General features: G+C 70.7%; 10 protein-coding genes and 1 pseudogene. 7 read left to right on the top strand and 4 right to left on the bottom strand.

Features of this window, described 5'->3' with window-relative positions; translation table 11 throughout:
- The 3 genes from FV229_RS20920 to FV229_RS20910 form a co-directional block, all read right to left on the bottom strand.
- Positions 1–1,568, bottom strand: a 1,568-nt coding sequence (locus FV229_RS20920; RefSeq protein WP_147753805.1) for an ATP-binding protein, incomplete at its 3' end; no start/stop codon positions are given.
- 91 nt (positions 1,569–1,659) lie between these two features.
- On the bottom strand, positions 1,660–2,697 hold the full coding sequence (locus tag FV229_RS20915; RefSeq protein WP_147753804.1) for an HD domain-containing phosphohydrolase: 1,038 nt from the start codon (positions 2,695–2,697) through the stop codon (positions 1,660–1,662).
- A gap of 37 nt (positions 2,698–2,734) precedes the next feature.
- Positions 2,735–4,096 (bottom strand): pilus assembly protein TadG-related protein, encoded by a 1,362-nt coding sequence (locus tag FV229_RS20910; protein ID WP_246688272.1) that lies wholly within the window; start codon positions 4,094–4,096, stop codon positions 2,735–2,737.
- Positions 4,097–4,583: 487 nt separating this feature from the next.
- Between FV229_RS20910 and FV229_RS20905 the strand changes: the two genes are divergently transcribed.
- From FV229_RS20905 to FV229_RS20890, 4 genes are all read left to right on the top strand, one after another.
- A complete protein-coding gene (locus tag FV229_RS20905; protein ID WP_238272218.1) occupies positions 4,584–5,246 on the top strand; it encodes a TadE/TadG family type IV pilus assembly protein in 663 nt (220 codons plus the stop codon).
- A complete protein-coding gene (locus FV229_RS20900) occupies positions 5,243–5,827 on the top strand; it encodes a TadE/TadG family type IV pilus assembly protein (protein ID WP_147753806.1) in 585 nt (194 codons plus the stop codon). The genes FV229_RS20905 and FV229_RS20900 overlap by 4 nt, the downstream gene beginning before the upstream one ends.
- Before the next feature lie 265 nt (positions 5,828–6,092).
- Entirely contained in the window at positions 6,093–7,646 is a 1,554-nt protein-coding gene (locus FV229_RS20895; RefSeq protein ID WP_147753802.1) for an FAD-dependent oxidoreductase, read from the top strand.
- Positions 7,647–7,928: 282 nt separating this feature from the next.
- Positions 7,929–8,228: a hypothetical protein gene (locus FV229_RS20890; RefSeq protein ID WP_147753801.1), complete on the top strand. Its 300-nt coding sequence runs from the start codon at positions 7,929–7,931 to the stop codon at positions 8,226–8,228.
- Positions 8,229–8,409: 181 nt separating this feature from the next.
- On the opposite strand, the gene FV229_RS20885 is transcribed toward FV229_RS20890, so the two are convergent.
- A complete protein-coding gene (locus FV229_RS20885) occupies positions 8,410–9,348 on the bottom strand; it encodes a pirin family protein (RefSeq protein ID WP_147753800.1) in 939 nt (312 codons plus the stop codon).
- 121 nt (positions 9,349–9,469) lie between these two features.
- Between FV229_RS20885 and FV229_RS20880 the strand changes: the two genes are divergently transcribed.
- The 3 genes and pseudogenes from FV229_RS20880 to FV229_RS20870 all read left to right on the top strand — a co-directional run.
- Positions 9,470–10,390, top strand: coding sequence for a LysR family transcriptional regulator (locus FV229_RS20880; protein ID WP_147753799.1), 921 nt, complete (start codon positions 9,470–9,472; stop codon positions 10,388–10,390).
- 129 nt (positions 10,391–10,519) lie between these two features.
- Positions 10,520–12,136 carry a cyclic nucleotide-binding domain-containing thioredoxin-disulfide reductase gene (locus FV229_RS20875; protein WP_147753798.1) on the top strand — a complete coding sequence of 539 codons (1,617 nt, stop codon included), beginning with the start codon at positions 10,520–10,522 and terminating at the stop codon, positions 12,134–12,136.
- A 359-nt stretch (positions 12,137–12,495) separates the two neighbouring features.
- A pseudogene (locus FV229_RS20870) lies at positions 12,496–12,635 on the top strand (IS3 family transposase); the annotation flags it as partial.

The following is a 12,635-nucleotide window of genomic DNA, read 5'->3' as shown; positions in this document are numbered from 1 at the left end:
CCGCCGAGGCCGGCCAGGACGACGCCCGCCGGCGCATGGCCGGCCCGGCGGATCGCCTCGGCCGGCTCCGGTGCCGCGATCGGAATCCGCGCCCAGAAGGTCGAGCCCACGCCGACGCGGCTCTCCAGGCCGACGGTCCCGCCCATCGCCGCGATCAGGCGCTCGGCGATCGAGAGGCCGAGGCCGGTGCCGCCGAAGCGGCGGGTGGTGGATTGGTCGGCCTGGGTGAAGGCGGTGAAGACGCCGGCGATCTTGTCCTGCGGGATGCCGATGCCGGTATCCGTGACGGCGATCTCCAGCATCCGGCCGTCGTCGCGCGTGCCCATCCGGACGAGGACGTGGCCGGCTTCCGTGAACTTCAGCGCGTTCGAGACGAAGTTGCTCACCACCTGGCCGAGGCGGACCGGGTCGCCGACCATCGCCGCCGGCACGTCCGCGCCGACCTCCGCGGCCAGGTCGAGGCCGCCGTTGCGGGCGCGCTCGCCGAACAGGGTGACGACGGTGTCGGCGATCTCGCGCGGGCTGATCGTGGTGCGCTCGAGCTCGAGCTTGCCGGCCTCGACCTTCGCGAAGTCGAGGATGTCGTTGATGATCGCCAGCAGCGACTGGCCGGAGCGCGCGATCACCTCGGCGTAGCGGCGCTGGCGCGGCGGCAGGTCGGTGGCGGCCAGCAGTTCGGCCATCACCAGCATGCCGTTCATCGGCGTGCGGATCTCGTGGCTCATGGTGGCGAGGAAGGTCGACTTCGCGGCGTTGGCGGCGTCGGCCTGCTCGCGGGCCTCGCTGAGGTCGTGGGTCCGGACGCGGACCTCCTCTTCCAGGCCGGTGCTGTAGGCGGCGAGCTGCCGGTCGCGGACGTTCACCGCGCCAAGCAGGTCGTTGAAGGTCTGCGCCAGCGCGCCGACCTCGTCGTCGGTGGTGACGTCGGCGCGCCGGCTGTAGTCGTGGCGCGAGCGCACGGCGTCCATGGTGCCCGCAAGCGCGGTGAGCGGGCGCGTCACCGCGCGCTGCAGCCGGAGCGAGACCGCCAGGCCGACGAACACAGCGACGAGGCCGGCAAGCAGCGCGTTCAGGGCGACGTCGCCGAGGCGCTCGGCGAGGTCGCCGGTCTCGGCCACGACCACGACCCGGCCGATCGCGCGCTGGTTCTCCAGGACCGGCTCGCCGACCTTCAGCGTCCGCGTCAGCATCAGGGCGAGGAGCGAGGGCCGCTCGGTGGCGTCGAGGTCGAGGTCGTCGGCCAGCCGCAGCCCGATGCCCTGCTCGCCCAGGATGCTGCCGTCGGCGCGCAGCAAGGCGGCGTAGACGAGCGAGGGGTTGCGCGCGATCGCGCGAAGGGTGGTGTCGGCGGCGTCCGCGTCGTCGCCGGCGATGGCGCCGGCGCCGCTATGGGCCAGCACGCGCGCCACCGTGCGCAGCGCCTCGCCCTTGTCGGCGGCGTAGCGGTCGACCTCGCGCCAGACCGAGAGCGTCGTCGCGACCAGCAGCGCCAACGCGACCGCGCCGATCACCGCCCAGGCGACCCGGCCCGCGAGGGACCGCCTTGGATCGAGTGCCTTCCAACGCATCGCGCCCCGTACCCTTCCGACCGTGTCGTCCGCCGCCCTCACCGGACGCCGCCGATCTTGCCGTCGATCTTGCCGTCGATCTTGCCGCCGATCACGCCGCCAAAAGCTGGCACTGCCGTTCGACCTCGCCCCAGCCGGCCAGGAACGCCGCGACGCAGGCCGGGTCGAAATGAGAGCCCGCGTTCTCGGACAGGAGCGCCCGCGCTTTCTCCAGCGGCCACGCCGCCTTGTACGGGCGCTCGGAGACTAGCGCGTCGAACACGTCGGCCACGGCGACGATGCGGCCCGAGAGCGGGATCGCCTCGCCCGCGAGGCCCGCCGGGTAGCCGGTCCCGTCCCAGCGCTCGTGGTGGCTCGCCGCGATCTCGGCGGCGAGCCGCACCACGTTCGAGGTGCTGCCCTCGAGGATGCGGCGGCCGCGCTCGGCGTGCTTCTCCATCTCGCCGCGCTCCTCGACCGAGAGCGCGCCGCGCTTGAGCAGGATCGCGTCGGGTACGCCGATCTTGCCGACGTCGTGCATGGTCGAGGCGAGGCTCAGGAGGCGGCAATGATCGTCGTCGAACCCGAGGTTTCGCGCGATGATGCCGACATAGGTCGAGACCCGCGCGATGTGGTTGCCGGTGTCGGTGTCGCGGTGCTCGGCCGCGCGCATCAGGAGGTCGATGATCTCGCGCTCCCGGGCCTCGATCACCGACACCGCGGCGGCGACCTCGCGGGCGAGCCACGCCGCGCGGTCCTGCTCCTGGCGGTGGGCGTGGCTGATCTTCATCAGGTTGGTGACGCGCGCCCGGATCTCGGCCGGGTCGAACGGCTTGCCGAGGAAGTCGGTGGCGCCCGCATCGAGCGCCTGCCGGCGGATCGCGCGCTGGTCCATGCTCGTCACCATGACGACCGGCACGTGCGCGAAGCCCTCGACGCCGCGCGCGGCCGCGATGAACTCGATCCCGGTCATCCCCGGCATGTCGTAGTCGGTGATGGCGATGCCGATCTGCGCGACGTTGGCGCGCAGGAACGCGAGCGCCGCGACCGGGCAGGTGAACTCCACCGGCTCGCAATCGGGCACGGGCTTGAGCGCCTGCACGACGAGCAGGTTGTTCAGTTCCGCGTCGTCGAGGATCAAGGCGAGCATGGCGCTCCCTCCCGTTTGCGATGAAGGCGACGGGCCGTCATTGCGTCAGCAGCAGCCGGCCGGAGATCGGGCCGACGCCTTTCGGCACCGGCACGCTCGTTCCGGCGTAGTTCGCGTTGAGGACGAGGTTCGGGCCCTCGTACAGGTTGATCTGCTGGGCCACGATCACGGTGTAGGCCGACTGGTCGGCCACCGGCTTCGACGAATCGATCACGAGGCGCCCGGCCGGCAGGTAGATCGTGCCGAGCATGGTGCGGGCGTTGTCGCTGATGATGCGGTAGATCCGCACCGGCTTCGTGATCGCGAGCGGCGGCGGCGTCGGGCTGATGAGGTCGCCGAGCAGCGTGTCGACGAGGGCCGTCGGGTCGATGGGAAACAGGACGCCCCGGTCCTCGGACATCAGCAGGCCGGCCATGACGCCGGTGACCGGCGCCTTGAGGCTGATGGTGGTCTTCTTGTCGAAGACCAGGCCGCCGTTGTTGCCGGTGAAGTAGAACGCCACGTCCTCGCCGATCAGCGTCGCCTTCTTGTCGACGATGAGCGGGCCGTCCTTCATCACGTAGACGCCCGGCTTCAGCGTGACGACGGCGTCGTCGGTGATGTGCAGGCCGGCGCAATAGGTGCCGGGCTCAAGCATCATATTCTGCTTGATCGTCTTCATGGCGAGGACGTTGAGCAGGTTCAGCGGAAACGGCAGCGTCATGCAGGGCTCGATCGGCGGCGCGGCGCGGTCCTTCAGAGGGTCCTCGATCACCGGGCACCCGGTCTGCGGTGTCGGGCTGAAGTTCGCGCGTACCCCGAGATAGCCGCCGGCCGAGCAGATCGTCTGCGCCTTGGCCATCGCGTTCGCTTGGCCCACCATTCCCGTTCCCGAGGCGGAATTCGAGTAGAGGGCGCAATCGGTGGCGGTGACCTGCGCGCTCTTCTGTAGGTTGAACGCGCCGGCCGCGTAGGAGTCGAGCGCCAGCATGCATAGGCGCATCCGGCCGACGACGCTCGCCTGCGCCTTCACCGCGAGCTTGGCGGCGGGCAGGCCGACGAAGCTGCCGAAGGACAGCTTGTAGGTCTCGGACGCGGTCACCAGGACGTTGGTCTTGTCGGGCGCGACGGTCACCGCGACGGTCAAAGGCCGGTCGGACGGCGACTTCGCCTCGGACCGGACCGTCTGCTCGGTGATGCCGGTCACCGCGGCGGTGTTCGACAGGGCGAGCTTGAGGGCGTTGCCGCCGGCCAGCGCCCCGGCGTCGGCGGCCGCCTGCAGCTGGGATCGCCGGGCGGCCAGGCGCGCATAGTCGACGCCGCCGCCGACGAGGCCGAGCAGCACCGTCGCGACCAGGCCGAAGATGAGGGCGACGGCGCCGCTTCGGTCGGCTCCGAACGACCGGATGCGGGATGCCACGAAGCCGGACGCCCCGCTCCATGGTTGCCCCGCTCGACCCCCGCTTTCCATCCCGACCGCCTCCTCGGCCCATCATGAACCTCGGGTCTACAGAGGCCGGATTAATGAATGGCCCTGATCGTCCGGCCGAATGCCGCACAGGACGCGCCGAACCGCGAAGGATGCTGCGATCAGGAAACAACGAGCGGTTGTTTCGACGGGCGTAGACCAGCATCGCGTTGCCGTACGCGGTGACGGGCTTATAAAATTACACGCTCAGGTAGAGATTTTGCGCGAGACGTTGGCGCGATCCGGCGTCGGACGCTTGAGGGCGGCGCGGTATCTAAAACCCAGAGTTGTACAACCGGCGTTACTCGGATGCGCACCGGGCGGATGTCGATTCTTCCGGTCGATCACAGAAATTTTAAAGCACTCGGCCTCTAGACTGCCGTCCACCCAGGGTTGGGCCGTGCCGACGATCGGCGGTCCGTGCCCCTTCAGGCTATCGATGCGCCGGACGATCCAGATACGCCGCGAGCTGCCGGACGACCGAAACGGACTCCCCGGCGCGATCGTCGCCTGGGCGACGGGTCTGCCGGCGCGCCTTCGTTCGGCATCCGGCAAGGGCGGACGCCACCCGCGGTTGCTGGCCGACCGGCGCGGAGTCGCCGGCGTCGAGTTCGCGATGCTGGCGCTGCCGTTCTTCGCCCTCCTCGGCGTCGTCGCCGAATCCGGCGTGGTCGTGCTCGCGCAGCAGACCCTCGACGTCTCGGTCGACCGGGCGTCGCGCCTGCTTCGCACCGGCGAGTTCCAGGACCGCGCCGACGGGTCCGATCCGAGCCAGCGCCTGCGCCAGCTGATGTGCGGCAATTCCAGCCTGTTCTTCGCCTGCCGCGAGGTCCGCCTCGACGTGACGCGCGCCGCGAGCTTCAAGGGCTCGCAGGTGGCCGAGCCCTACGACACACAGACCAAGACCGTGGCCCAGAGCTTCGGGACCCAGTTCCAGTGCCCGGCCGGGGACGACGTGATCGCGATCCGCGCGGCCGTCCCGATCCTGCGGCTGTTCTCGTTCCTCGACTTCACCGGCCGCCGCCTCTCCGACAACCGCCAGCTCCTGGTCTCGACCGTGATCTTCCGGGCGGAGGCCTACGACGCCAAGCCGTGCCAATGACGGCCTGCCGGGGCGGTCTGCGTCGGTTCCTGCGCGCGCGCGGCGGCGTCAGCGGCGTCGAGTTCGCCCTCGTCGCCCCGATCCTGCTCCTGATGTTCATGGCTTCGATCGAGCTGCCGCGGGCGTTCACCACCGCCCGCCGGGCCTCCCTCGCGGCGACGACCATGGCCGACCTGATCTCGCGGGACGACGTGACCGACGTCGCCGAGGTCTACGCCGCCGCCCAGGCGGTCACGAGCCCCTACGATCTCGCCCGCGCCGGGATCGTGCTCACCGCGGGGGGCGTCTACCTCGACGGGCTGACCCCCGTGGCGAAGGTCTGCTCCAGCGTCGCGCGCAACGACCCGCCCCGGTCGGCGGGCTCGACGATCGGACCAGCCCCGCCCGGCACCGCGAGCCCCGGGGACCGGCTGGTGATGGCGGAGATGCGCCTGCCTTACACCGCCGTGTTCAGCGTCTTCCCCGTCCTCAAGAACTGGACCTTCGTGGTGCGCAAGACCTGGCCGGTGCGGACCGGAAAGGCCTATCTCGGCCGCGAGGAGGTCGTGCTCCCCGGCGGGAAGCCCTGCGCGGTGTTCTGAACGGGGTTTTTGCCGGCGCGGTCATCCCGCGTCGCCGAGCGTCGTGTCGCCGTGATGGTCGAGGCCGGCCCGAAGGAGATCGCCGCCGGGCGCGAACATCGCAGCCCGACGACGGTGCGGATGCGGCACGAACCGGCGACGAAGGCCGGTGTTCGAATGGGTCCGGAAGTCCACCGTGCTCCCCACCTGGCAAGAGGCAACCGGAACGGGTTCGGCGACTTGAATAGCCCGGGCGCGATGGCGCTCGCCAGGAGCGACGCCAGACATGCCCGGAACCGAGATCCGCCTTGCTCTCGATGCGATCCCGATGGGGGGCATGACGGAGGGGGCGGCCGGGGACGAGAAGGCGCTGTTCGTGCGCGACGCCTCCGGCGTGCGGGCGTTCCAGGCCAAGTGCCCCCACCTCGGTGCGCCGCTGGCCAAGGGCGAGATCTGCGGCGGGCGCCTCTACTGCCCCTGGCACAAGGCCGCCTTCGCGCTGGCCGACGGCACCCTCGAAGAGCCGCCCGCCCTCGATGCCCTGACGCGCTACCCCGTCCGCATCGAGGGTTGCGAGGCCGTCGCCACCCTCACGCGGGAGCCGGCGCCGCGCAAGAGCGTGGCCGCGACCGTGGAGAGCGTGCTCGTCGTCGGCTCGGGCGCCGCAGCCATCGCCTGCGTGAAGACCCTGCGCCGTGAAGGCTATGCAGGCCGCATCACCCTGGTCGGCCGGGAGGCGCACCAGCCCTACGACCGGACCAAGCTTTCCAAGCAGTTCCTGGCCAAGCCGACCCCGCCGGACAAGGTGCTGATCGAGCCCGACTTCGCGCAGAGCAATCAGGTCGAGCGCGTCACCGAAGAGGTCGTCAAGGTCGATCCCGCCCGGCGCGACGTAACGCTGAAGGACGGCCGGACGCTCACGGCCGACGCGATCCTCGTCGCCACCGGAAGCCGGGCGGTGATGCCGGACTTCCCCGGCCACGACCTCGACGGGGTCTTCACCCTGCGCAGCCTGGACGACGCGGTGCGCGTCAGCGAGGCGGCGGGCGCGGCCAAGACGGTCGTCGTGGTCGGCGCCGGCTTCATCGGCATGGAGGCCGCCGCGTTCCTTACCAAGCGCGGGTTGTCCGTCACGGTTCTAGCCCGCGAGGCGGTTCCCTTCGCCGAGCGCTTCGGCGAGGCGGTGGGCGCGGCGCTGAAGCGGTACCATGCCGGCAACGGCGTCACCTTCGAGACCGGCTCCGTCGCCAGGATCGCCGGCAGCGGCCGCGTCGAAGCGGTCGAGACGGAGGATGGACGGCGCCTTCCGGCCGACATCGTCCTCGTCGGCGCCGGCGCCAAGCCGGAAACCGACATGGTCACCGGAATCGAGGCCGAAGAGGGCGGCGGCATCAAGGTCGGCGGCGACCTCAAGCTCGCGGACGGCGTCTGGATCGCGGGCGACATCGCCGCCTTCCCGGAGATGGCGAGCGGCGAGACCGCGCGGATCGAGCATTGGCGCCTGGCGCAGCAGCACGGCACGCACGTGGCGCACGCCATCCTCGGCCGGGGCGGCGCGTTCGCGGGCGCGCCGTTCTTCTGGAGCAACCAGGGCGACAAGCGGCTCGATTACGGCGGCTACGCCAAAGGGTTCGACCGGATCGTCCTGCAGGGCGACCCTGCCGCCCTCGATTTCATCGCCTATTACGTCACGGGCGACCGGGTGACCGCCGCCTGCAGCATCGGTCGCAACGGCGCCTTCACCGCGTTCCTGCACCTGCTCGGCCTCGGGCGTCTGCCCTCGGCGGCCGAGATCGAGGCCGGGGCGGATCTGCCCGCGCTCGCGAAAGAGGCTGCCTAGGATCTGCCTGGCGATCCATCGAGGACGGCGGCGGCAGTGGGCCTGAGCTGCCGCCGCGTCCGTTCCCCGGCGGGCGGCCGCTCGGGCCGGCGAGCCAAGCGGCCCGACGCAGAAGGCCAAAGCCTCGGGAGCGTCGTCGCAAAGCATCCGGCAAGGTGAGGCCCCGGCGGCCGAAGATGCGGGCGCGGTCCTGTTACACTTTACGACAAATTCGGCGCAAAACCAAGGAAACCGCCCCGTAGGGATCGCTGTTCTTAGGCCATCGCAGCAGAGGAGATGCCGATGCGACTGAAACTTGCTGGCGCAGCCGTCCTTGCCCTCGGTACGATTGCAGCAACAGCCGGCGCCGCCGAGGCGCGCGACGGGTGCGGACCCGGAGGCCATCGCGGTTATTACGGGTATTGCCGTCCCAACGTCGTCTACCGGCCCATCGTCGTGCGCCCGGTCGTCTACGGCTACCGCCGCGTCGGCTGGTATGGCCCGCGGTGGCACCGCTGGGGTGGCTACCGCCACGTCGGCTGGCACCGTCCCTGGGGCTGGCACGGCGGCTACCGCCACGTCGGCTGGCACCACCGCTGGTAGGGTGGCGCCGGCATGAAACGGGGCGTCCGGCTCGCGCCGGGTGCCCCATTCGAGCATCAGCCTGCATGCGTCGCCCGGCGACCAGCACCCGGAATGTTGCCGGCCGACGGACGCGACCCGCGCAACGCCCCTCGCTCACCCCGGCCCCGATCCCGAACGGCCGGCCGCCCTTGGCGGGTCGTCAAGGATAGCGCACCGGCGGCGGGGAATCGGGCAGAGGGATGAACTCGGAATCGCCAGGCACGGTGTCGAAGCGCGCGCGGCGCCAGTCTTCCTTGGCCTGCTCGATCCGCTCGGGCCGCGAGGACACGAAGTTCCACCAGAGATGGCGCGGCCCATCCATCGGCTCGCCGCCGAGCACCATGAAGCGGGCGGCTTCCGTCGCGCGGACGCTGATCCGGTCGCCGGGTCGGAAGACCAGGAGCTGGCCTGGACCGAAGGTGTCGCCGGCGATCTCGATCACGCCCGACACCGTGTAGATCGCCCGCTCGTCGTAGGTCGGGTCCAGCGGCAGCGTCGCCCCGGCCTCCAGCGCCGCGTCCGCGTAGACCATCGGGCTCGAGGTCCGCACCGGCGACGTGGCCCCGAACGCCTCGCCAGCGATGACGCGGACCGTCTTGCCCTCGCCGGTCAGCGTCGGCAGGGCCGCAGCGTCGTAATGCTGGAAGGCGGGGGCGCATTCCTCGTCCTTGGCGCTCAGGGCGACCCAGGCCTGGATGCCGAACAGGTTCGAGCCGGATTGCCGCAGGTCGGCCCCCGTCCGCTCGGAATGGGTGATCCCGCGGCCGGCCGTCATCCAGTTGAGCTCGCCAGGGCGGATCGGCAGTTCGGTGCCAAGGCTGTCCCGGTGCATGATCTCGCCGTCGAAGAGATAGGTGACGGTCGACAGGCCGATATGCGGGTGCGGTCGCACGTCCATGCCCTTGCCGAGCAGGAATTCGGACGGGCCCATCTGGTCGAAGAACACGAAGGGGCCGACCATCCGGCACTCCGCCGACGGCAAGGCCCGCCGCACCGCGAACGAACCGAGGTCGCGCGAGCGCGGGACGATCAGCGTCTTGATCGCGTCGCAGGTGAAACGATCCCCGGGGATCGGGTCTTCCGCACCGTGCCAGCTCATGATGGATCCCTCCTTCGCGCGATCGTTCGAAGACCGGCGCCTTCGACCCTGGCGTTATGCGGCTTGCCAGCCAGGTCGGAAAGCGAAACGATGGAAACCCATCGTTTCCGGAACTAGATGCATGCGCTTGCCCGATTTCGAGGCCTGGGCGATCTTCGCCAAGGTCGTGGAGGCCGGCTCCTTCGGCCGCGCCGCCTCCGAACTCGGCTTGTCGAACGCGACGGTGTCGAAGGCGGTGAACCGGCTGGAGGCCCGCATTGGCGCCCGCCTGTTCCATCGCACCTCGCGCAAGCTCGCGCTGACGGAGGCGGGACGGGCGGCCAAGGACGGCGCCGCGCGCATCCTCGCCGAGGGAGAGGCCGCCGAGGCGGAGGCCCTGGCCGGCGCCTCCGAGCCTCGGGGCCTGGTTCGCCTCGCGGTGCCGATGTCGTTCGGCCTGCTCCACGTCACGCCGCGGCTCCCGGACTTCCTCGCCCGGTACCCGGCCGTCTCGATCGACCTGCACCTGAGCGACGAGGTGGTCGACCTGATCGGCGGCGGGTTCGACATCGGATTGCGCATCGCCGCGCTGCCGGATTCCTCGCTGCGCGCCCGCAAGCTCTGCGCCGTCCGCCGCTCGCTCGTGGCGACGCCGGGCTACCTGGAGCGGCACGGCCGCCCCGAACACCCGGACGACCTCGTCCGGCATGCCTGCCTCGGCTACGCCTACCTGCCGGCTTCCGACCGCTGGCGGTTCACGGACCCGACGGGGACCGAAGCGTCGATCGTGCCGAAGGGGCCGATGCGGGCCAACAACGCGGAGGCCCTGGCGCCGGCCCTGCGCGCCGGCCTCGGCCTGGCGGTGCAGCCGGACTTCATGATCTGGGACGACCTCAAGGCGGGCACCCTGGAGCGCGTGCTGCCCGATTGGGCCCTGCCGCCGATCGCCCTGCACCTCGTCATGCCGCCGGGCGAGTTGCGGCCCGCTCGCGTGACGGTGCTGATCGCCTACCTCACCCAGGTGCTCTCCACGGCTCCGTGGGCGAGCGCCGACCATCCTTGAGGCGGCCCGACACCGGACACGCAGGATCGCGGGTGGAGCGGGCTGGGGCATCCTGCCGGCCGGGCACCTTGTCCGGCGGGGCGGCGTGACCGATGCTGCGCCGCACCAGGGCGCGAGGGAATCGACGACATGGAGACGATCGGCCGGGACCTGAGCGAGATGCAGCGCATCCCCCTCGCGGCGTCGCACATCGCCGCGCTCCAGGCTGCCGGCGTCGAGCGGCGTTACCCGGCCGGCACCTTCCTCGTGCGCGCCGGCGAACGGGCCGACCGCTTCGTCTACGTCGAGGCGGGCGAGATCGAGGTGGTGAACCCCTTCACCGGTGCGCGGCACCTGCCCTCGACCCTCGGGCCGACGCAGTTCATGGGCGAGATCGCGTTCCTGAATGGCGGGAACTGGTCGATGCCGATGCGGGCGGTCCAGGACACCACCGTGATCGAGGTGCCGCGGCGGGAGATGCTGCGGCTGATGTCCGAGATCCCCGAGATGTCGGACATCGTCATCACGGTGCTCTCGGCGCGCCGGCGGCGGCAACTCGACACCCATGACGGCACCCTGGTGCTGATCGGCGAGGACGACGACCGGGCGGTTCGGCGGATCGCCGAGTTCGCGAGCCGCAACCGCCTCCCCTACCGATCCTACGCCCTCGGTAGCCCGGAGGCCGAGGCCGTCGCGGAAAGCTGCGCGACGCGCGCGGACCGGCCGGCGGTGATCTTCGGGCGCGACGTGGTCGTGACGGAGCCGACGCCGGACAAGGTCGCCGACCTGCTCGGCCTCAACTACGACCTGATCGACGACGAGGCCTTCGACGTGATCGTCGTCGGCGGCGGCCCGGCCGGCGTGGCGGCGGGCGTCTACGCGGGCGCGGAAGGGCTTCGCGCCCTGGTGGTCGAGGATGTCGCGGTCGGCGGCCAGGCCGGCACGTCGAGCCGCATCGAGAACTACATGGGCTTCCCGACCGGGATCTCCGGCGCCGACCTGGTCTGGCGCGGCGAGGTCCAGGCGATGAAGTTCGGGACGCGGTTCGCCATGCCGCGACGGGTGGCCAAGCTCGAGCGGCTCGAAGACGGGGATTTCTGCGCGACCTTCGAGAACGGGCAGCGCGTCCGCGGGCGCGCCGTCGTCGTCGCGACCGGCGTCCAATACCGGCGCCTGCCGATCGACCGGCTCGAAGCGTTCGAGGGCGCGGGCGTCTACTACGCGGCGACCGACATCGAGGCGCGCTACTGCCGCAACGCCGAGACCGTCGTCATCGGCGGCGGCAACTCCGCGGGACAGGCGGCGATGTTCCTCAGCCGCTCGGCCCGGCACGTCCGCCTCGTGGTGCGCGCGCAATCGCTGGCGGCCTCGATGTCCCAATACCTGTCCAGCCGCCTGGAGGCGGACCCGGCGATCACGATCGAGTACGGCACCGAAGTCAGCGCCCTGCACGGCGACGACCGGCTCGACGCGGTGAGCGTCCGAAACGTGGCGGACGGGACGGTGCGCCTGGTCGTGACCTGCGCCGTGTTTGTCATGGTGGGGGCGGCGCCCAACACGCGCTGGCTCTCGGGCCTCATCGCCCTCGACGACCACGGCTTCGTGCTGACCGGAGAGGCGGTCGGCGCGAACTCGCCGTATGCCACGTCACACGCGGGCATCTTCGCGGTGGGCGACGTCCGCGCCGGCTCGGTCAAGCGCGTCGCCTCGTCCGTGGGCGAAGGATCGGTCGTCATCTCGAAGGTCTGGGACTACGTCCGGCGTTGAGTCGCCCGCGCGCTCAAAGTCGTCGGTGAAGAGCCGCCTGCAACGCGACCGGACGCCGAGGTCCTTCACCCGCCAATTCGATATGGTTTTTGTGCCCGGGACCGACATGACGGCTCATCGAGCGCAGCGAGAAGGCCGTCCGGACGACGACCGGAAGCCGTTTGGGCCGATCCAGAGCGCGCGGGCGGGTGCGAAAGCACCGACCTCGCGATCGATGTCCGGGGGGCAGGCCACCTGGCGTTCGTCTCGTTTCCCGAACCGTTTCATCGATTGCGTATGAAGAGGTTGGGACGCATGGTCAGCCCCCATTGAAGTGGTCCGCCCTTTGGTATGGCTTTTGAGCCTGGAGGACGGACGAGATGGCAAAACACCCGAAGCCCGAGGAGATCGTCGCGAAGCTCCGTCAGGCGGACGTGCTGATCTCACAGGGCCAGAGCGTGGCCGATGCAATCCGCGCGCTCGGTGTGAGTTCGGTGACGTACTACCGGTGGCGGCGTGA

It is taken from the genome of Methylobacterium sp. WL120 (genome assembly GCF_008039465.1).
GTDB classification, from domain to species: domain Bacteria; phylum Pseudomonadota; class Alphaproteobacteria; order Rhizobiales; family Beijerinckiaceae; genus Methylobacterium; species Methylobacterium cerastii.
Note: the sequence above shows the minus strand (reverse complement) of the source record. Positions and strands in the feature narration are given on the sequence as shown.

Coding starts and splice junctions, on each gene's coding strand:
- FV229_RS20895 (WP_147753802.1), top strand. CDS start 6,093: ATGCCCGGAACCGAGATCCGCCTTGCTCTCGATGCGATCCCGATGGGG.
- FV229_RS20880 (WP_147753799.1), top strand. CDS start 9,470: ATGCGCTTGCCCGATTTCGAGGCCTGGGCGATCTTCGCCAAGGTCGTG.
- FV229_RS20900 (WP_147753806.1), top strand. CDS start 5,243: ATGACGGCCTGCCGGGGCGGTCTGCGTCGGTTCCTGCGCGCGCGCGGC.
- FV229_RS20885 (WP_147753800.1), bottom strand. CDS start 9,348: ATGAGCTGGCACGGTGCGGAAGACCCGATCCCCGGGGATCGTTTCACC.
- FV229_RS20890 (WP_147753801.1), top strand. CDS start 7,929: ATGCGACTGAAACTTGCTGGCGCAGCCGTCCTTGCCCTCGGTACGATT.
- FV229_RS20915 (WP_147753804.1), bottom strand. CDS start 2,697: ATGCTCGCCTTGATCCTCGACGACGCGGAACTGAACAACCTGCTCGTC.
- FV229_RS20875 (WP_147753798.1), top strand. CDS start 10,520: ATGGAGACGATCGGCCGGGACCTGAGCGAGATGCAGCGCATCCCCCTC.
- FV229_RS20905 (WP_238272218.1), top strand. CDS start 4,584: ATGCGCCGGACGATCCAGATACGCCGCGAGCTGCCGGACGACCGAAAC.